Genomic DNA, 17,455 nt, shown 5'->3' on the forward strand with positions numbered 1-17,455 from the left:
TGTTGGGCACGTTGTAGCCGTTGTTGGACAGCCCCGCGGTCGCCATCGGCTCGGGACCCTTGAGGCCGGGGAAGGTCATCTTGGCCGAGGCCAGGATGGACGACGTCACGACGCGCATCGACCAGGCGGTCGGGACCCCATCGGCTCCGACGCCGGCCTTGAACCGCACCACGGCATGGGGACGGAAATTGTCGTGGCGGGTGTCCTCCTCGCGCGTCCAGATGAGCTTCACCGGCCGCTGCACGTCCTTGGCGATGGCGATCGCCTGGATGATCTCGTCGCTCGCATCGCGCCGCCCGAAGCCGCCGCCGACGAAGGCGTTGTGGACGTAGACCTGCTCGGGCTTGAGGCCGGCTTCCTTGGCCGTCGTCTGCAGCACCACCATCGGCGCCTGGGTGGAGAGCCAGACATCGGCGCGGTCGGCGCTCAAGGCCACCGTGCAGTTCATCGGCTCCATCGGCGAGTGTGACAGGAGCGGGGCCTCGTAGACCGCCTCCACGAGCTTCGCGCCCGGCACGGCGAGCGCCGCCTGCGCGTCGCCCTTCTTCTCGGCGCTCGCCATGGGCTTATCGAGGGCCGCGCGGTAGCCGCTGGCCAGGGTTTCGGTATCGACCGCGCCGTAGCCGCCGTCGTCCCACTCGATCTTCAGCGCATCGAGGCCCTTCTTGGCGCGCCAATAGCGGTCCGCGACCACTACGACGGCGTCCTTGAGCTTCACGACACCGACGATCCCGCGCAGGTCCTTGAGCGCGGCGTCATCCACGGATTTCAGCGACCCGCCGTAGACCGGCGCCGACCAGACCGCGGCGTAGACCATCCCCGGAACCTGGGCGTCGAGGCCGAACTTGGCCGAGCCGTCGAGCTTGGCGGCGGTGTCGAGGCGCGGGGTCCACTTGCCCACCAACTGGTACTTGTCCGGCGTCTTGATCGCCGGCTCCGCGGGCAGCTGCACCGCGGCGGCGGCAGGGGCCAGGGCGCCATAGTCAAGGCTGCGGTTGGAGGCCTTGTGCACGCATTTGCCGGCCGAGACGGCGCAGTCGGCGGGGTCGACCTTCCACTGCTCGGCGGCGGCCAGCCGGAGGCGTTCGCGGGCGCTGGCGCCGGCCTGCTGCATCATGCTCACCGAGGTGCGCAGCCCGCTCGATCCCACCGTCTGCATCCGGCCGTAGAGGTTGCCGCCGGCCCGCGAATTGCGGTTGGCCGAGGCGTATTCGACCTTCACCTTGGCCCAGTCGCACTCCAGCTCCTCGGCCACCAGCATAGCCAGGGCCGTCGTGGTGCCCTGGCCCATCTCCTGATGCGGCACGCGGATGGTCACGGCGTTGTCGCGCTCGATGATCAGGAAGGCGGTCATCTCCTTGGCCGGGTTGGTTCCGTCGGCCATCACCGGCGGCTGCAACGCCGCCTCGGCGGTCATCGGGACGCCGATCACCAGGGCGCCGGTCACCGACAGCCCGGAAAAAACCAGCGCGCGGCGGGAGAGCGAGATGGCGTTCATGCCTTAACTCCCTTGGCCATAGCCGCCGCCGCCCGGTGGACGGCCTTGCGGATGCGCGGATAGGTGCCGCAGCGGCAGATGTTGGTCATCTTGGCGTCAATGTCGGCGTCGCTCGGGTTGGGCGTCGTGGCCAGGAGCGCGGCGGCGGCCATGATCTGGCCGGACTGGCAGTAGCCGCACTGCGGGACGTCCTCGGCCAGCCAGGCCTGCTGGACCGGGTGCTTGAGGTTCGCAGACAGGCCCTCGATCGTGGTGATCTGGCCCTTCACGGAGCCCGTCGGGGTGACGCAGGAGCGCACCGGTTTGCCGTCCACCTGCACCGTGCAGGCGCCGCACTGGGCGATGCCGCAGCCGAACTTCGTGCCGGTCAGGCCGAGCTCGTCGCGCAGGACCCAGAGGAGCGGCGCATCCGGCTCCACATCGAGGTCGTGGCGTTTGCCGTTGACGGTGAGCGTGATCATGACTGGCGATCTCCCGGGGGCGCGGGCGTGAGCTTACGCCTTCCCTCCTCGTCTGGGGAGGGTGGCCGAAGCGGACGGCGACCCGTTTGACCTTGACCCACGCAAGAGTTGATCTGGCCGCGTATGCGACAAAATATCCAAACTAAAACAATATACTAAGCCATTTTATCTCTCAGGGCGAGCTTCACCGCCTTCCTCCGCGCACGGCCCAACCTTGACTCAGGGCCCCATCGACGCCATCTGGCGTCGTGCGGATTTAGCGCGCTGTGACAGGTATCGATTCGGGCCGCCGCGATTTATCGGGCGCGCCCCTCGTCAGAGATCGAGATGCCTCCCTCGATGCGCGGTGATCCCAGTGGTCGCGCCTTGTCGCCGGTTCGCCGGCGGCGCTGGACGACGCCACGCGACCGTGAAGGGGCTTCCTTCGCGGCCGGTGAAGTGTGGCGGAACCGTTCAGTGTCTGGAAACCAAACGCGGCGCACTGCATAGCGCGATCATAACGGGAACGAATTGGGCGGGCGACGGGTCTAAGGCTGTGACCTGTGCGACCGCCGTAAACCATTTTCGGCCCGAGCCTCGCCCCAATCTTGCAGGGGTGGGCTCGACGCCGATCTCGGAGATTTAGATGAGCACCACCACCGCCGAAGCCGAAACGCCGGAAACCACCAGTGGCGACGGGCCGCTGCTCGATCTGACGGACGCTGCGGTCAAGAAGTTCATCAAGCAGGCCAAGGCCCGCGGCTACGTCACCATGGACGAGCTGAACAAGGTCCTGCCGTCGGAGGAAGTCACCTCCGAAGCCATTGAAGACACGCTCGCCATGTTGAGCGAGATGGGCGTCAACGTCGTCGAGGCGGAAGAAGACGCCGAGGGCGGCGGCGAAGTGGCCGTGCGCGAGGAGTCCGCGGTGGTCGAGACCGCCAAGGAAGCCGCCTACGACCGCACCGACGATCCCGTCCGCATGTACCTGCGCGAGATGGGCTCGGTGGAGCTGCTCTCGCGCGAGGGCGAAATCGCCATCGCCAAGCGCATCGAGGCCGGCCGCGACACCATGATCCGCGGCCTGTGCGAAAGCGCGCTGACCTTTGAAGCCATCATGGTCTGGCGCGAGGAGCTGGGAAGCGGCCGCATCCTGCTGCGCGAAGTGATCGACCTCGAGCAGACCTACGGCGGCCTGAACGCCGGCGTCGAGGCCCTGCCGGTCGAGGCGGTGGCCGAGGCCGAGGAAGAGAAGGAAGAAGCCGAGGCCGTCGAGGGCCAGCCGGAAGGCGAGAGCGACGACGACTTCGACGACGGCGCCGGCCCGACGATCAGCGCCATGGAGGCCGAGCTCCGCGAAGGGGTCATGGCCACCCTGGACGCCATCGCCGTCGAGTTCGAAGCCTTCCGCCTGCTGCAGGAGAAGCTGGTCGGCCAGCGCCTGAAGGGCGAGGACCTGAGCGACAAGGACCGCGCCGCCTACCAGGTCGCAACCGGCGCCATCGTCCAGCATCTGAAGACGCTGAAGCTCAACAACAACCGCATCGAGGCCCTGGTCGAGCAGCTCTACGCGATCAACAAGCGCCTGATGGGCCTCGAAGGCCGCCTGCTGCGCCTGGCCGACAGCTACGGCATCAGCCGCAGCGAGTTCCTGAAGGCCTACTTCGGCTCGGAACTGCGGCCGGACTGGACCGATCAGGTCAAGGCGCTCGGCATCCGCTGGACCAAGTTCGCCGAGAACGACAACGGCCAGATCGGCGACATCCGCCACGAGATCGCCGCCCTCGCCACCGAGACCGGCGTGCCGATCGACGACTACCGCCGCATCGTCCAGACCGTGCAGAAGGGCGAGCGCGAAGCCCGCCAGGCCAAGAAGGAAATGGTCGAGGCGAACCTGCGTCTGGTGATCTCGATCGCCAAGAAATACACCAACCGCGGCCTGCAGTTCCTGGACCTGATCCAGGAAGGCAACATCGGCCTGATGAAGGCGGTCGATAAGTTCGAATACCGCCGCGGCTACAAGTTCTCGACCTACGCCACCTGGTGGATCCGTCAGGCGATCACCCGCTCGATCGCCGACCAGGCGCGCACCATCCGCATCCCGGTGCACATGATCGAGACGATCAACAAGATCGTCCGCACCTCGCGCCAGATGCTGCACGAGATCGGCCGCGAGCCGACCCCGGAAGAGCTGGCCGAAAAGCTGGCCATGCCGCTGGAAAAGGTCCGCAAGGTCCTGAAGATCGCCAAGGAGCCGATCAGCCTCGAAACCCCGATCGGCGATGAGGAAGACTCGCACCTGGGTGATTTCATCGAGGACAAGAACGCGATCCTGCCGATCGACGCGGCGATCCAGTCGAACCTGCGGGAGACCACCACCCGCGTGCTGGCCTCGCTGACGCCGCGGGAAGAGCGCGTGCTGCGTATGCGCTTCGGCATCGGCATGAACACTGACCACACCCTCGAAGAGGTTGGCCAGCAGTTCAGCGTCACCCGGGAACGCATCCGCCAGATCGAAGCCAAGGCCCTGCGCAAGCTGAAGCACCCGAGCCGGAGCCGGAAGCTGCGGAGTTTCCTGGACAGCTAAGCGATTACGAAGGCCCCGCTCCGGCGGGGCCTTTTGCTTTTGAGGCTCAACGCCAGCCGTAGTTGAAGCTGATGGAGATGCGTTCGGCCCTGGCGCGATTGGCGGGCACTTCGTGGCGCAGCCAGCTTTCCCACATCAGGATCGTCCCGGGCTCCGGCTGCAGGTAGACGAAGGTCTGGGCGCTTTCCGGCGCGTCGGTTCGTCGCGGCGGCGCCGCCATCATCAGCGGCAGGCGCGGGTCCTCAAGCTTCAGCGCGCTGGCGCCCGGCGGGGTGGCCACATAGACCGTGCCGGAGATGGCGCTGTGCGGATGGATGTGGCCCGAATGCGCGGCGCCGGGCTTCAGGATATTGACCCACAGGCTGTCCAGCTTCAGCCGCCCGCCCTTCAGGTCGAAGCTGAGCGCCTCGGCGAAGGTCCTGGCGTGGCGGTCCAGCAGGGTCTTCAGCTCACCGAACACGCTGGCCCGGGTCGGCAGGTCGTCCAGCGAGGCGTAAGAGGTGTAACCGCCGTAGCCGTTGGCCTTGCACCAGGCGCGACCGGCCGCGTCCTCCGCCGCCAGCATCTGACAGGCGTCTTCCAATTCGGACCTGAAATTTTCGAAACTCCGGTGCGTGCTAAGCGACGCTTCATAGACCGGAGTCGCAAACAGAGAACGCGGCGTCATGGGGGCGCGCTAATCTGCAAGCGACACATTGTAAAGTCAGGGCGGCTGGCGCTTCGTCCAAACGTCCGTTAGAAATTTGAGAAATATGACTCTGCCACGTCGAGGGCAGGGGGGAACTGGGGAGCGAATATGATCAGAACCATGTTGGCGCTGGCGTTGGCCGGTGCGGTGATTGGCGGCCAAGCCCAGGCGCAGACTGCGCCGGCGAAGGCCAAGCCGGCGGCGACGAAGTCCGCGGGCAAGACGGTGGCTTATCGCGCGCCGCGCGGTCCGGACGGCAAGCATCCCGACCTGAACGGCGTCTGGCAGGTGATGAACACCGCCAACTTCAACATCGAGCCGCATGCGTCGAGCGCGGCGCTGCAAATGCGCCCGGGTCCGGTCGTGCCGGTGCCGGCGAAGGAAGTCCTGGCGCTGGGCGCCGTGGGCTCGGTGCCCGCCGGTCTCGGCGTGGTCGAAGGGGGCGCGATCCCCTACAAGCCCGACGCCCTGAAGACCCGCGACGCCAACAAGGCCGACTGGATCCACAAGGATCCGGAGATCAAGTGCTACCTGCCCGGCGTGCCGCGCGCCAACTACATGTCGCTGCCGTTCCAGATCTTCCAATCCGAGAGCGCGACCCTGATCGCCTATGAATATGCCGGCGCGGTGCGCAACCTGCAGTTCAAGGATCCGGGCCCGGCGCCGGTCGACAGCTGGATGGGCCAATCGGTGGCCCACTGGGAAGGCGACACCCTGGTCGTCGTCGTCACGGGCATGCTCGACTCGACCTGGTTCGACCGGGCCGGCAACTACCACACCGGCGACATGAAGGTCGTCGAGCGCTGGACTCCCACCGGCCCCGGCGTGATGCGCTACGAGGCGGAGATCACCGATCCGGAGATCTTCACCCGCCCGTGGAAAATGAGCATGAACCTCTACAAGCACGTCGGCGAGGACGCGCGCCTGCAACAGTTCAAGTGCGTCGAATTCGTCGAAGAATTGATGTACGGTCACCTGCGGAAAGAGCCGCTGAAGTGATCTGATCCGCCCTGTCCTCCTTCGTCGCAGTGAATGCGGCGCGGGAAGATGCTAAGAACGCAGCATTCCTCCGCTGGAGACGCCCAAATGAACTTCCGTCGTTACATTGTCCCTACTGTGATTTCCGTGGGCCTCCTGGCCGCCGCCTCGATCGGCGTGACCCAGGCCGTCGCCCACCACGCGTTCGCCGCCGAATTTGACGGCAAGTCGCCGGTTCTGCTGCGCGGCAAGGTGACCAAGGTCGAGTGGATCAATCCGCACGCCTGGGTCCACGTGCAGAACACCAACCCGGACTTCGCCCAGGTGGAGTGGATGGTGGAGGGCGGCACGCCCAACACCCTGCTGCGCGCCGGCATCGACCGGAACTCGCTGAAGGTCGGCACCGAGATCGTGGTGCGCGGCTATCAGTCGAAGGACAAGGCCTGCACGCCGATCTGCAAGGCCAACGGCCGCGACGTGACCTTCCCCGACGGCCGCAAGCTGTTCATGGGCTCGTCCGGCACGGGCGCGCCGAAGGATGGCGCGGACGCGACCGAGAAGCCGTAGTCGGCTGACGCTGGAATTCAAAAGGGGGGCGGTTTCGCCCCCCTTTTTTCTGTCGCCGGGTTCGGCCGCGAGCGGCGGCTCGGTGGTGGGTTACGGCAGGTTACAGGGAGCGCTTCGGGCGCGCCTTCGCCCCGAGCCTGTCGGATGCGGCTTCTCAGCAGGCCTGACGGTTCCGCTTGGAAAAGGCTTAGAATTCTGCCCTGTAACGGATGCGTAACGGCGCGGGAACCGTACGCTGCTTGATTGCCGGCTAACGTCGGTGTGTGTGCGCAAGGCTTGGCCGGGCGATTTGACGCCGAAGGCTTGGGGAATGGAATGAACGGATATCAGGAGCGGCGCCGATGATCGGCGCATTCTTGAACTGGCTGGAGCATACGCTCGGCAAGGGACCATCGCCGGACGGTCAGTCGTGGAGCGAGGCCTTGCTGGGCTCGCTGAACTTCTGGAGCCTGCTGGAAGGCACCCACCTGATCGCCCTGATGCTGTTCGCGGGCACCATCATGGTGGTGGACCTGCGCCTGCTGGGCGTGACCTTCCGCAAGACCAAGGTCTCAACGATCAGCGACGCGATCCTGCCGCTGACCATCTACAGCTTCGTCTTCGTGGTGCTGACGGGGACGGGCCTGCTCTTCGCCAAGCCGATCTATTACTACCACAACGTCCAGTTCCTCGTGAAAATGGTCTTCCTGGCGCTGGCCCTGCTCAACATCGTGGTCTTCCACGGCCGGGTGCAGGCGACGCAGGGGAGCTGGGACGCCGACGAGACGCCGCCGAAGGCAGCGCGGATGTCCGCCGCCGCATCGCTGGTCCTCTGGACCCTGGTGATCATCTGTGGCCGGTTCATTCCCTACAACTGGTACGACTGCGGCAAGCCACAGCCGGATTTCATCAATTGGGTGCAGCAGTGCAAGACCTCCGAGAAGGGTGAAGAGAACATGGCCGGGCAGCGCTTCGACGCGCAGATGTGGAAGGCGCAGCCATGAGCAGCATGAACCTCGAACATTTCTTCCCCCAGGCGAAGGCGTGGGTCGACACCCTGGGCGACATCCCGCCAGGGAGTTGGGTCAAGGGTCCGAAGTTCGGCTACGCCTCCTGGGAGGTTGGCCACATCCTGTCGCTGATCATGATCGGCGGCACGACGATCCTGATGAACCTGCGCCTGCTGGGCGCCGGGGTGACCGAGGAAGAACCGGCCGAAATCTACCGGAATCTGAGGTTCTGGCAGAACGTGGGCGTGATCGGGATCGTCGCTACCGGCCTCCTGATCGGCGCGGCCAATGCGACCAAGCTCTACGACAGCTCAGCCTTCACGGTGAAGATGATGGCGCTGTTGTCCGGCATCATCCTGACCTATGGCGTCAGCCGTCCGGTCGCCGCGGCCAACGGCGCGGTGGGGCTCATGCCCAAGATCTGGTTCGCGATCGGCGGCGCCATCTTCCTGATCGATCTGTGGATGTTCTCGACGACAGACCTGATCGACGTGGGCATCTATCACGTGATCACGGCGGCGGCGCTGATCCTGATCCCGGTGACGCGCGGCCGGCTGCGCTGGGGCTATATCGCCGGAATGGTCGCCCTGATCGCAGCCCAGTTCGTCCAGACCCACTTCATCCTCAAGCCGGACGACTACGACCACCTGAACCCGGTCAACAAGACCTACACGGCGCTGTACGGCGTCTGGATCGTGGGGACGGCGCTGATCACGCTCTTCCGCGGCCGAGGCGAAGAGGGTGGGCCGCTGACCAAGCTGGTGGACTATTCGACGATGCTGGTGTGGGTGCTGGGCGCGGCAGCTGGGCGCTGGATCGCCTTCCAGTAGCCCCTGGCGCCCGTAAGACTGGGCGAAGGCGGGCTCAGTTCGACTGGATATCGAGCAGGGACTGCCACATCTGGTCGGCGATCTTGATCACGCCCACGTCGGCCTTGAAGGCCGTGGAGGCCTGGATCGTAGTCACCGCCTCGGAGGCGTAGTCGACGCTGCCGCTGGCGCCGCCGGCCGCGATGCGGCTGGCCGAGGCGGTGAGCTGCTGAGCGGCGGCCATCATGCCGTAGCGGGCGGTGGAGATCGGGTCCATAGCGCCAGTCTGCCCGTCCCACGGTTAAGCTATCGCGAGAATTTGTGGTGAACGCCGGCGATATTTGGCGGCGGTTGACGCGTGCGTCAGATCGGCGGCTCAATAGCGCTGTACGGGGAACCAAGACGGAGACACGCCATGCGGCTTTCCATCCTTCTCGCTTCGGCCGCCCTGGCCGTTAGCGCCGGCCTCGCCTCGGCGGACACGCTGGACCGCAATTCGACCAGCATCTGCTTGGACGGCAGCGGCCACCAGAAACTAGTCCACTGCCGAGGCCAGGACGCCAGCCGGCTGAACCAGCAGCAGGATATCTGCATCTGCCCCGGCGCGACGCGGCAGGTGACCGCGCCCTTGTGCCCGCCGGGCGTCAAGGCGCCGCCGGAGAGCATGGACTACGTCCAGGCCCGCCTGAAGGCGATCAGCAACGGCAGCCTGGTCGGCGCCACCTGGCATGGCCAGCCGATGTGCGTGGCGCCGCATAGCGGCTGACCCGAGGGCCTGAGGGGCCGACGGCTATCTCCCCAGGGCGCCGTAGAGAAGGTTCAGGAAGGTGAGCAGGGCCAGGCGTCCGCCCAGGCGCGGGCTGGCGGCGACCTGCGCGGCGGCGTCCGGCCCGAGCGGCATGGAATTCTGGATCAGGTAGATCGCCACCATGTCCTCCTCAGGGTCGGCCCGCCACCAGGTGCCGAAGGCGCCCGGCCAGCTGAACGCCCCTTTGGTGCTCGGGCCCGCCCAAGCCTGGGCCTGCGGGTCCAGGATCACCGACAGCCCCAGGCCGAAGCCCTGACCCATCCAGAAGGGCAAGCCCATGAAGGGGATCTGCCGCTGAGCCTCGGTCAGCCGGTTCTCGCGCATCATCTCAACGGTCGAGGCCTTCACCAGCCGCACGCCATCGACCTCGCCCTTGCCAAGCAAGAGGCGGGCGAATTTCAGATAGTCGTCGGCGGTGGAGATCAGGCCGCCGCCGCCCGGCTCGAACACCGGCTGGGCGTCGACGTGCGGGAAGGAGACGTCCTGCAGCCGATCGGTTTCCGGATCGATCCGATAGAGCTTGGCCATCCGGTCGCGCTTTTCCGGCGGACACCAGAAGTCGGTGTCGGCCATGCCGAGCGGTCCGAAGATGCGGTCCTTGAGGACCTGGCCGAGCGGCTTGCCCTCGATGCGGGCGACCAGGAAGCCCAGCACTTCGGTGGCGTGACTGTAGTGGAAGCGTTCGCCCGGCGGATAGGAGAGCGGCAGGCTTCCCAGCCGTTTCAGCCACTCGTCCGGCGTCAGGTGACCGCCCAACGGCGGGCCCAGCGCCGCCTCATAGGCCTCGCCGATCGGCCCTGTTGAGGTGAACGCATAGGCCAGGCCCGAGCGGTGCGTCATCAGGTCTTCGACCGTGATGTCACGCGGCGCGGGATAGGTCGCGTCCACAGGCCCGCCGGCATCCTTCAGCACGGCCATGTCGGCGAACTCGGGCAGCCACCTGGTGATCGGGTCGTCGAGCTTGAGCCTGCCTTCCTCCCACAGCATCAACGCCGCGAGCGAGGTGACCGGCTTGGTCATCGAGGCGATGCGGAAGAGGGTGTCGCGGGCCATCGGCAGGCCCGCCTCGACGTCGCGATGGCCGACGGCGTCGACCTGGACCACCTGGCCTTTGCGCCAGATCAGGGTGACGAAGCCGGAGAGGTCGCCCGCATCCGCCACCGCCTGAAGCGCCGGCGCGATCTGCGCGAGCCCTGCCTGCACAAAGCCGCCATCCGCCTGATCGCCGTCCATGGCCTCAACTCCCTGTGCTTGCCGGTGATCGGCGTTCAGGTTGGCATTGGTCAGGCGCGCGGCAGCCGCGTCAAGCGCGTCCCAAAGATGGGCCGGGACGTAACCATGGTTGCCGCGCAAGCGGGCCTGACCTAGCTCAAGGACGATGACGGACACTGGACGAATGACCCGCCGGCTCAGCCTCGCGGCCGTGGGCGCGGCCCTGACGGCGGCCTGCGCCCCGCTCAGCATGTTCGCGACCTTCACGCCCAAGGATCCGGCGATGCGCAGCGCGCGCAACGTCGCCTATGGCCCGGCGGCCCACCAGCGGCTGGACGTCTACGCGCCGCAGCGATCGGCGGGCCAGGCGACGCCGGTGGCGGTGTTCTTCTACGGCGGGTCCTGGGACACCGGCCGGCGGCAGGACTACAGCTGGGTGGGCCAGGCGCTGGCCTCGCGCGGCTTTGTGACCGTCGTCCCCGACTACGGCCTCTATCCGGCGGTGCGCTATCCGGGCTTCCTGGAGGACGGGGCGCGAGCCGTGCGTTGGGCGCAGGATCACGCCACGGCGTACGGCGGCGATCCGGGGCGCATTGTGCTGGTGGGCCACTCGGCCGGCGCCTACAACGCCGCGATGATCGCGCTCGATCGGCGCTACCTCACCGCCGCCGGCGTCAATCCCAGGCATATCAAGGCGCTGGCGGGCCTGTCCGGACCCTACGATTTCCTGCCGCTCACCGATCCGATCGCCATCCGCACCTTCGGCGAGGCGACGGACCTGGCGCAGACCCAGCCCACCAGCTTCGTCACGTCGGACTCGCCGCCGGCCTTCCTGGCCACCGGCGACCAGGACACGATCGTCTTCCCCAGGAACACGGTGAAGCTCGCCGCCAAGCTGCGCGCCGCCGGCGTCGAGGTGCAGGAGGAGCACTACCCCGACATCGATCATGTGCGCATGGTGCTGGCGCTCTCGCGCCCCTTCCGCGGCCGCGCCCCGGTGCTGCAGCAGATGAGCGAATTCCTGCACGCCCACGCCGGTTAGGGAGCAAAAGGCCCGCGCGTTGAACCGGCGCCGCTTCCTGCGTATTGGGGAGGCATGTCGTTCCCCCGCGTCGCCGTCCTCGGCTTGTCCCTCCTGGCGCTCGGCGCCTGCTCGCCCGGCGCGCCCAAGGGGGTCGACAAGGATACGCTGGACGCGGCGGTCTCGCGCGCCATCGGCGACCCGGCGTCCTGCCTGCTGATCGCCGAGCAGGGCAGCGGCAAGCTGGTCTACCGCTACAACACCCACACCGCCTGCGCCCGGCCCCTGCCGGCCTGCGCCGGGGCCGGTGCGACGGAGCAGCAGACCCTCGACCAGCTCCTGAAAGCGACCCTGAAGGATGGCCAGCCGCGCACCTTGAGCTGCAGCTCCACCTCCGACGCCTCTCGCGGCGTGGGCTGGGCCTCGGGCCCGATCCCCGGCAAGGGCCTGGTCTATGCTGCGATGATGGAGGGCGACCGCGCCTTCCCCGGCCGGATGATGGCCGATCGCCTGGCCTCGGCCTTCAAGGACGCCGGCCTCTAGCGCGTCAGCTCGTAGACCCCAGCGATCTCGATGCGGATATCGAGTTCGCCCGGCGCGACCGGGGTCTCGACCTTCTGGGCGCGCGCCATGGCCATCATCGGGACGGGCGGGCGCGGACCGTCCGACGATCCGCCCTCGCTCAGCGACACCAGCCGCGCGATCCGGTAGCCGGTGGCCCGTGCATAGAGCTCGGCCTTGGCCTGCAGAGCGCGGACCGCCGCCTCGCGCGCCGTGTTCTCCGCAGCCGTCGGATCGGCCAAGCCAAATGTGACCCCGTTCACCTGGTCCGCGCCGGCGCCCACCGTGGCGTCCACGGCCGCGCCCAGACGGGCCAGATTGCGCACGGTGACGCTCACCTGGTTCGTCGCCTGATAACCCGTCAGTCGCGGCGCCTGGCCCTGCGCATAGGCGTACTGGGCGTTGAGGTTCAGCCCGGACGTGCGGATGTCCTTGTCCGCGATGCCGGCGGCCTTGAGCGCGGCCAGCACCCGGCTCATCCGCGCGGCGTTATCGGAGAGCGCCTGGGCCGCGGTTGGCCCTTCGGCGGTCACGCCCAGGCCGATGGCGGCCATATCCGGCGCGGCCTTCGTCTCGCCCTGCGCGGCCAGATTGAGCGTCGTGGCGCGGAACAGGGTCTCCGCGCCGGGCGCCGTAGGCTCGGCTCGCGCGAACGATATCGCCGCGCCCGCCAGGAGCAGGCCGAGCGCGCCGGTGCGCAGGAAGGTCTTCATCTCAGTCTCCATCGTCCACGCCCAGCGCGCCAAGCGTCGCAGAACGCGGATGAACGCAAGCTTTAAGGCCCCCGCGGCGCGTGCTAACCGCCACGGACGCGTCGCTGCTGGGGCCTGTAGCTCAATGGTTAGAGCCGGCCGCTCATAACGGTCTGGTTGCAGGTTCGAGTCCTGCCGGGCCCACCAGCGAGGCTCAGTCAGATCGGATCGGCCGACCTTCGCCCGACCGCCGCGATTGGCGGTCGGCGTCGGAAGGCGCGGACCCGCACTAGGATTTCGACGCGGTCCGGGACTCCGCCAACGCCTGGCGGAGGATCGCGCGCAAAGTCTCGGGGGTGAGATGCAGATCCAGAGTCTGCGCCGGCTTCTCATGGACGAGGTGGCCGATCTCGAGGCCGCCGGCGCCAAGGTGATCCAGATCGGCGAGGCCGCCTTGCGCGAGGGCCTGCCGCTGCGCCGCGGCGCCTGGGACAACTACCTGCGCTGGCGGTGACTGCTTCCGCCTGACGGCCTCGGGGGTGGCCGCCGGACACGTTCGGCGCTGATTCTGCGGATTCACATCAATCCCCCGGGGGGCAGCGAAATCCAGATCGACGCTAAACCGCGAACGAATTCATTAGGCTGATCGCGCGATCCAGGTCGTTGGCATTCGTCGGCAAGCCCAAGGACAGCCGGACGGCGCCGACGACCGATTGAGGCCCCAGACTGCGTTGGAAAGCCTTGATCGTGAAACCATCGCCTAGGTCGTCCAGGGATTTCTCAACATCGTAGCGGGCGAAACCGAACGCGCGTTCGGCGGCGCCTGGATTGCAGAAGCAACCGCCTCGCACGGCGACGCCCTGGGCGTGAGCTTGCTGCTCCACCCGGTCAAACGGCAAGGAATCGCCCGTTGGGTCGAGGACGTTGAAGGCCACAGTGCAGCCGCGGGCGGCTACGGTCTTGGGCCCGTAGACCTCCACCAACGGCGCGCCATTGCTGTGCGACAGGGTCCGGACGCGGCTGAGAAAGCTCGCCGTCAGCATCGCCAGCCGGGCCTGGAGATCGGTCTGGGACACCTGATTGAGAAAGGCGAAACCGGTTTCGATCGATGCGATGTCCAGGAAGTTCGGTGTGCCGTCCTCAAAGGATTCCGGCCCGTCGCGCAAGCGGTGGCGCCCATGCTCGACTGACACATAGTCCACCGTGCCGCCGGCGAACCAGGGGCGGCGAAGCTTGGCCAGGGCGGTCCGCTTGACGATCAGCGCGCCGACGCCGGTGGGCAGGCCGAACAGCTTGTAGAACGAAAAGGCGAGAAAATCGGCGGGGTGGTCGCGCAGATTGACATAGGCGGCCGCACCCGTCCCTGCGGCGTCCAGCAATACATCGAAGCCGAGCGCTTGCGCCGCCTCCACGAGGTCCAGCGGATGACGCACGCCGGAGAAATTTGACTGCGCGGGAAAGGCGAGCAGGCCCGGACCGTCCCTGGCGATCTTCCGAAGGCCGGCCAGGGGCTCGAACAGCCGCAAGTCCTCGGTAAGCGGCAGGACGGCCACGCGCGCGCCGCCCCTGCGCGCGTACTCCCGCACGCCGTTGACCGAGTTGTGGTTGTCGGCGGAGAGCGCCAAGCCCAGGCGCGGCGAGAATGGGTAGCTCTCCGCCACCAGCTTGATGGCGGCGCTGGTGTTGGCCGTGAAGCAGACCTCGTACATCGCCGGGTCGGCGTCGAAAAAGTCCAAGGCTGCCGATCGCGCGTGAGCCAAGGCGCGCTCGCTGGCCTGGGAGGGGCCATGTTGGGAGTGGGGATTGCCGAATATCCCGCTTTGCAGCTGCTCGGCGTAATGCCGGGCCTGGGAGGCGCCGTAGAGGCCGGCGGCGGCATAGTCGAGATAGGCGAGGTTCTGCTCGTCCAGCCGCGCGAACTCGCGCGCCCGCAGGGCGTCGAACGGGTCGGGTTCCGGGCGCTTCCGGGCGTCTAACATCCACGCCGCCTTAAAGCGACGAGGTCGGCGGCGGCGCCGATGGCAGGCGCGTGGCTTGGGGTCATCCGCGTCGGCGGCGAGCCCGCCGGGCCGACCTGGGGCGTTCCGCCGAAATAGGCGCTGAGTTCGGCGACGGGTTCGAAGGCCCTCACGATTTGTGGCGACGCGTCGGCGGGCAGGTTCGGCGCGATCACCTCATCGCGCCAGTCGGCCAGGCCGCCGGCGATGAAGTAGACGTTGGCGACGCCCATCATCCGCAGCAACATCCAAGCCTGCCCGGCATGGGCGCCGCCCTCCGAATAAAGGACCACGGTGTCGCCCTGGGCGAAGCGGGCGCGGCTCAACCGGTCCAGCGGGATGTTCTTGGCGCCGGGCAGACTGAAGTCGGCGAACTCCTGGGGGGAGCGGACGTCGATAACCCGCAGACCCGGCCTTCGGGCCCTGATCCAGGCGGCCAGCTGCAGGGCCGAGACGTGATCGTCGCCCTGGATGATCTCCTTGGAGAGGCGGTCCACCTGGTCCGCGGACGGCGCGGCGAAGGGACTGCCGGCGAAGGGCGAGGCGGCGCCCAGGATCAAGGCCGCCAGGCCGAGATTGCGGGTCAGGCTCACGCGCGCCGCTCCAGACGCTCAACGCCTGCGAAGACGGCCAATGCGATCAGCACGATGGCGGCGACAACGACGCCATAGGGCGCCCCGGTCAGTTGCGGCAGGGTGAAGGGACCGCGGGCGGTGCTGGCGTAGAAGCCGCCGATCAGCGGCATCGCCAGGCCGGTGAGCAGCACGCCGACCAGCAGCCCGCCGACCGTCGCCAGCCCGTCGCCCCGGCCACTGGCGGCGGCGACGCAGGAGGTGCCTGGGCAGAGCCCGGCGAGGACGAATCCCACACCGAAGATCAGCCCGCCTGCGATCTGCGGCGCCAGGAAGGTCTCCGGCACATAGATGGCGGCGAGGTCGATCAGCCCCAGCCGGCCGAGCCAGAACGCGCCCAGCATGGCGGTGACGATGGCGCTGAACATCACCTTCAGGACCGTGAAGTCCTGCAGATAGAACTGGCCGGCCAACTTCTTGGCGTCCCCGAGCCCGGCCCGCTCCAGTGTGCAGCCGAACGCCGCGCCGATGGCGAACGCGACCGGCAGACTTTGGGTGAAGCTCATCGCCACAGCCTCCGGGCCAGCGGGGCGGCGGCATAGCCCGCCGCGAACACGGCGATGATGAAGCCCCAACTGCCGACGCTGAGCAGGGCGCCGCCGGACAGCGCCTGGCCGCTGGTGCAGCCTCGGGCCAGGACCGCGCCCAGTCCCATGATCATGCCGCCCGTGGTCGCCGTCGCCAGGCGGGCGGCCTTGCTGAGGTGCGGGCCCGTCTCGATCCGCCGCGCGAACCGTCCGGCCAGGCCGGCCGAGACCGCGCCGCCCGCGATCACGCCTGCGATCTCCAGGACGATCCAGGCCGACCAAGGCGCGCCGGCCGCGAGGTAGCTCTGGAAATAGCTGTTCTTCGCCGCTTGGGCGGGCGCCACCGCGGCGACCAGACCGCTGGCCGCGTTGGCGAAGGCGCCGGACGCGCCCAGGCCTTGGCCGGTCAGCGCAAAGGCGGCCAGCAGCACGAGGCCGAGGGCGATGCCCGCGACATAGGGGTTGGCGTAGGGACGGGCGGAGGTCATTTGGCGGCTGTCACGGCGGCCGCCTCGACCGGCAGCTTGCGCCGCGACCAGTCCTCGAACGAGCCGTCATAGAGGACGGCGTCGATGCCCAGGGAGCGGGCGGCGAAGATCACCGCGGTGGCCTGCTGGCCCACATGGCAATAGGCGACGACATGGTCGCCCGGCTTGACGCCCGCCGCCTTGAATTCGGCCGTCAGCTCGTCGGCGGACTTGAGCTTCTGGTCGACGCCGGTGACCGAGGAGAACGGCAGGCTGGCCGCGCCGGGCACATGGCCCTTCAACCCGTTCATGCCCATCACCCCATCGTAGAAAGCCGGAGCCCGGGCATCGATCACCCTGTAGCCGGGCGCCTTGGCGTGGGACTGGACGAAGGCGGCGTCGACCACGCGGGCCTTGTACGTAACGGGGGCCAGCACGCCGGGCGTCACCTTGGGCTCGGCGGTGTTGGTCGGATAGCCCAGGCGCTGCCATTCGGTCATGCCGCCATCGAGCAGCGCCGCGCGATCGCCCAGGCCGGCCGCCTCCAGGGTGAAGAGGATTCGCGTCGCCGACTGGGTGTCGTAGCGGCCGGCGTAGACGATGACCCGCGACTTGTCGGAAACCCCAAGGCCTTGCAGCTTGGCCCGCAGGTCCTCGGCGGACGGCAATTCCAGCGTCAAGGCGTCCGGTCCGGACGAGGGCCGCGACCAGCTCAGCAGCGACACATATTCGGCGCCCGGAATGTGGCCCGCGTCATAGTCCTTGCGATCGCCGACATAGAGGACGATCAGGCCCTTGTCGGCGTCATGAGCCTTCAGCCAATCGGCCGAGACCAGCATCTTGGCCCGGGTCGAGCCGCTCTGGGCGGAGGCGGCTTGCGGGGTGGCGGCCGCCAGCATCAGGCCGAGGGCTGTGACCGCGGCCAGGTGGTGTTTGATGGGCATGAGGAACCTCTTCGTCGCTGTTGAGGTGATCCTAGAGG

The 17,455-nt window shown here is 67.7% G+C and carries 20 protein-coding genes and 1 tRNA gene; 10 read left to right on the top strand and 11 right to left on the bottom strand.

The genetic code is table 11. The annotated features are described in order from the left end of the window. The coding region (locus VHS75_RS01000; RefSeq protein WP_329636738.1) for a xanthine dehydrogenase family protein molybdopterin-binding subunit at positions 1-1,498 on the bottom strand (1,498 nt) is incomplete at its 3' end. Then, positions 1,495-1,959, bottom strand: a complete 465-nt coding sequence (locus VHS75_RS01005) for a (2Fe-2S)-binding protein (RefSeq protein ID WP_329636739.1) — start codon at positions 1,957-1,959, stop codon at positions 1,495-1,497. The genes VHS75_RS01005 and VHS75_RS01000, both read right to left, overlap by 4 nt. A 625-nt stretch (positions 1,960-2,584) precedes the next feature. On the opposite strand from VHS75_RS01005, the gene rpoD reads away from it, so the two are divergent. Continuing rightward, complete coding sequence (gene rpoD, locus VHS75_RS01010) at positions 2,585-4,525, top strand: RNA polymerase sigma factor RpoD (RefSeq protein WP_329636740.1); 1,941 nt, start codon at positions 2,585-2,587, stop codon at positions 4,523-4,525. 46 nt (positions 4,526-4,571) lie between these two features. Here rpoD and VHS75_RS01015 read toward each other — a convergent pair whose 3' ends face one another. After that, complete coding sequence (locus tag VHS75_RS01015) at positions 4,572-5,192, bottom strand: TIGR02466 family protein (RefSeq protein ID WP_329636741.1); 621 nt, start codon at positions 5,190-5,192, stop codon at positions 4,572-4,574. Between the two features lie 129 nt (positions 5,193-5,321). Between VHS75_RS01015 and VHS75_RS01020 the strand changes: the two genes are divergently transcribed. From VHS75_RS01020 to VHS75_RS01035, 4 genes are all read left to right on the top strand, one after another. After that, positions 5,322-6,212: a hypothetical protein gene (locus tag VHS75_RS01020; RefSeq protein WP_329636742.1), complete on the top strand. Its 891-nt coding sequence runs from the start codon at positions 5,322-5,324 to the stop codon at positions 6,210-6,212. A gap of 87 nt (positions 6,213-6,299) precedes the next feature. Next, on the top strand, positions 6,300-6,758 hold the full coding sequence (locus VHS75_RS01025) for a DUF6152 family protein (protein ID WP_329636743.1): 459 nt from the start codon (positions 6,300-6,302) through the stop codon (positions 6,756-6,758). Between the two features lie 341 nt (positions 6,759-7,099). Next, complete coding sequence (locus VHS75_RS01030) at positions 7,100-7,741, top strand: DUF6644 family protein (RefSeq protein WP_329636744.1); 642 nt, start codon at positions 7,100-7,102, stop codon at positions 7,739-7,741. Beyond that, a complete protein-coding gene (locus VHS75_RS01035) occupies positions 7,738-8,577 on the top strand; it encodes a DUF6644 family protein (protein WP_329636745.1) in 840 nt (279 codons plus the stop codon). Before VHS75_RS01030 ends, VHS75_RS01035 begins: the two co-directional genes overlap by 4 nt. Before the next feature lie 34 nt (positions 8,578-8,611). On the opposite strand, the gene VHS75_RS01040 is transcribed toward VHS75_RS01035, so the two are convergent. After that, positions 8,612-8,833 carry a flagellar basal body rod C-terminal domain-containing protein gene (locus VHS75_RS01040; protein ID WP_329636746.1) on the bottom strand — a complete coding sequence of 74 codons (222 nt, stop codon included), beginning with the start codon at positions 8,831-8,833 and terminating at the stop codon, positions 8,612-8,614. 138 nt (positions 8,834-8,971) lie between these two features. Here VHS75_RS01040 and VHS75_RS01045 point away from each other — a divergent pair, with 138 nt between their 5' ends. Continuing rightward, on the top strand, positions 8,972-9,322 hold the full coding sequence (locus tag VHS75_RS01045; RefSeq protein WP_329636747.1) for a hypothetical protein: 351 nt from the start codon (positions 8,972-8,974) through the stop codon (positions 9,320-9,322). 24 nt (positions 9,323-9,346) lie between these two features. Here VHS75_RS01045 and VHS75_RS01050 read toward each other — a convergent pair whose 3' ends face one another. Beyond that, positions 9,347-10,597, bottom strand: coding sequence for a serine hydrolase domain-containing protein (locus VHS75_RS01050; protein ID WP_329636748.1), 1,251 nt, complete (start codon positions 10,595-10,597; stop codon positions 9,347-9,349). Between the two features lie 163 nt (positions 10,598-10,760). On the opposite strand from VHS75_RS01050, the gene VHS75_RS01055 reads away from it, so the two are divergent. Further along, entirely contained in the window at positions 10,761-11,618 is an 858-nt protein-coding gene (locus tag VHS75_RS01055; RefSeq protein WP_329636749.1) for an alpha/beta hydrolase, read from the top strand. Between the two features lie 54 nt (positions 11,619-11,672). Then, positions 11,673-12,140, top strand: coding sequence for a hypothetical protein (locus VHS75_RS01060; protein WP_329636750.1), 468 nt, complete (start codon positions 11,673-11,675; stop codon positions 12,138-12,140). On the opposite strand, the gene VHS75_RS01065 is transcribed toward VHS75_RS01060, so the two are convergent. Further along, positions 12,137-12,871 (bottom strand): SIMPL domain-containing protein, encoded by a 735-nt coding sequence (locus tag VHS75_RS01065; protein ID WP_329636751.1) that lies wholly within the window; start codon positions 12,869-12,871, stop codon positions 12,137-12,139. The two genes, VHS75_RS01060 and VHS75_RS01065, sit on opposite strands and share 4 nt — an antisense overlap. 110 nt (positions 12,872-12,981) lie before the next feature. Between VHS75_RS01065 and VHS75_RS01070 the strand changes: the two genes are divergently transcribed. Continuing rightward, positions 12,982-13,057, top strand: a tRNA-Ile gene (locus tag VHS75_RS01070). A gap of 154 nt (positions 13,058-13,211) precedes the next feature. Continuing rightward, positions 13,212-13,364 (top strand): hypothetical protein, encoded by a 153-nt coding sequence (locus VHS75_RS01075; RefSeq protein ID WP_414694237.1) that lies wholly within the window; start codon positions 13,212-13,214, stop codon positions 13,362-13,364. A 103-nt stretch (positions 13,365-13,467) separates the two neighbouring features. On the opposite strand, the gene VHS75_RS01080 is transcribed toward VHS75_RS01075, so the two are convergent. The 5 genes from VHS75_RS01080 to VHS75_RS01100 are packed head-to-tail and all read right to left on the bottom strand — an operon-like array spanning position 13,468 to position 17,417. Continuing rightward, positions 13,468-14,829: an aminotransferase class V-fold PLP-dependent enzyme gene (locus VHS75_RS01080; RefSeq protein ID WP_329636752.1), complete on the bottom strand. Its 1,362-nt coding sequence runs from the start codon at positions 14,827-14,829 to the stop codon at positions 13,468-13,470. After that, positions 14,823-15,440, bottom strand: coding sequence for a rhodanese-like domain-containing protein (locus tag VHS75_RS01085; RefSeq protein WP_329636753.1), 618 nt, complete (start codon positions 15,438-15,440; stop codon positions 14,823-14,825). The genes VHS75_RS01080 and VHS75_RS01085 overlap by 7 nt, the downstream gene beginning before the upstream one ends. Further along, on the bottom strand, positions 15,437-15,985 hold the full coding sequence (locus tag VHS75_RS01090) for a YeeE/YedE thiosulfate transporter family protein (RefSeq protein ID WP_329636754.1): 549 nt from the start codon (positions 15,983-15,985) through the stop codon (positions 15,437-15,439). Before VHS75_RS01090 ends, VHS75_RS01085 begins: the two co-directional genes overlap by 4 nt. After that, the gene (locus VHS75_RS01095) at positions 15,982-16,494 is read right to left on the bottom strand and encodes a YeeE/YedE thiosulfate transporter family protein (protein ID WP_329636755.1); all 513 of its coding nucleotides are present in this window, start codon (positions 16,492-16,494) and stop codon (positions 15,982-15,984) included. The genes VHS75_RS01090 and VHS75_RS01095 overlap by 4 nt, the downstream gene beginning before the upstream one ends. Further along, a complete protein-coding gene (locus VHS75_RS01100; protein ID WP_329636756.1) occupies positions 16,491-17,417 on the bottom strand; it encodes a sulfurtransferase in 927 nt (308 codons plus the stop codon). The genes VHS75_RS01095 and VHS75_RS01100 overlap by 4 nt, the downstream gene beginning before the upstream one ends. Between the last annotated feature and the right edge of the window lie 38 nt (positions 17,418-17,455).

It is taken from the genome of Phenylobacterium sp. (genome assembly GCF_036264965.1).
GTDB lineage: Bacteria > Pseudomonadota > Alphaproteobacteria > Caulobacterales > Caulobacteraceae > Phenylobacterium.

Coding starts and splice junctions, on each gene's coding strand:
- VHS75_RS01090 (WP_329636754.1), bottom strand. CDS start 15,985: ATGAGCTTCACCCAAAGTCTGCCGGTCGCGTTCGCCATCGGCGCGGCG.
- VHS75_RS01060 (WP_329636750.1), top strand. CDS start 11,673: ATGTCGTTCCCCCGCGTCGCCGTCCTCGGCTTGTCCCTCCTGGCGCTC.
- VHS75_RS01020 (WP_329636742.1), top strand. CDS start 5,322: ATGATCAGAACCATGTTGGCGCTGGCGTTGGCCGGTGCGGTGATTGGC.
- VHS75_RS01040 (WP_329636746.1), bottom strand. CDS start 8,833: ATGGACCCGATCTCCACCGCCCGCTACGGCATGATGGCCGCCGCTCAG.
- VHS75_RS01075 (WP_414694237.1), top strand. CDS start 13,212: ATGCAGATCCAGAGTCTGCGCCGGCTTCTCATGGACGAGGTGGCCGAT.
- VHS75_RS01030 (WP_329636744.1), top strand. CDS start 7,100: ATGATCGGCGCATTCTTGAACTGGCTGGAGCATACGCTCGGCAAGGGA.
- rpoD (WP_329636740.1), top strand. CDS start 2,585: ATGAGCACCACCACCGCCGAAGCCGAAACGCCGGAAACCACCAGTGGC.
- VHS75_RS01035 (WP_329636745.1), top strand. CDS start 7,738: ATGAGCAGCATGAACCTCGAACATTTCTTCCCCCAGGCGAAGGCGTGG.
- VHS75_RS01005 (WP_329636739.1), bottom strand. CDS start 1,959: ATGATCACGCTCACCGTCAACGGCAAACGCCACGACCTCGATGTGGAG.
- VHS75_RS01080 (WP_329636752.1), bottom strand. CDS start 14,829: ATGTTAGACGCCCGGAAGCGCCCGGAACCCGACCCGTTCGACGCCCTG.
- VHS75_RS01025 (WP_329636743.1), top strand. CDS start 6,300: ATGAACTTCCGTCGTTACATTGTCCCTACTGTGATTTCCGTGGGCCTC.
- VHS75_RS01055 (WP_329636749.1), top strand. CDS start 10,761: ATGACCCGCCGGCTCAGCCTCGCGGCCGTGGGCGCGGCCCTGACGGCG.
- VHS75_RS01050 (WP_329636748.1), bottom strand. CDS start 10,597: ATGGACGGCGATCAGGCGGATGGCGGCTTTGTGCAGGCAGGGCTCGCG.
- VHS75_RS01095 (WP_329636755.1), bottom strand. CDS start 16,494: ATGACCTCCGCCCGTCCCTACGCCAACCCCTATGTCGCGGGCATCGCC.
- VHS75_RS01045 (WP_329636747.1), top strand. CDS start 8,972: ATGCGGCTTTCCATCCTTCTCGCTTCGGCCGCCCTGGCCGTTAGCGCC.
- VHS75_RS01100 (WP_329636756.1), bottom strand. CDS start 17,417: ATGCCCATCAAACACCACCTGGCCGCGGTCACAGCCCTCGGCCTGATG.
- VHS75_RS01065 (WP_329636751.1), bottom strand. CDS start 12,871: ATGAAGACCTTCCTGCGCACCGGCGCGCTCGGCCTGCTCCTGGCGGGC.
- VHS75_RS01015 (WP_329636741.1), bottom strand. CDS start 5,192: ATGACGCCGCGTTCTCTGTTTGCGACTCCGGTCTATGAAGCGTCGCTT.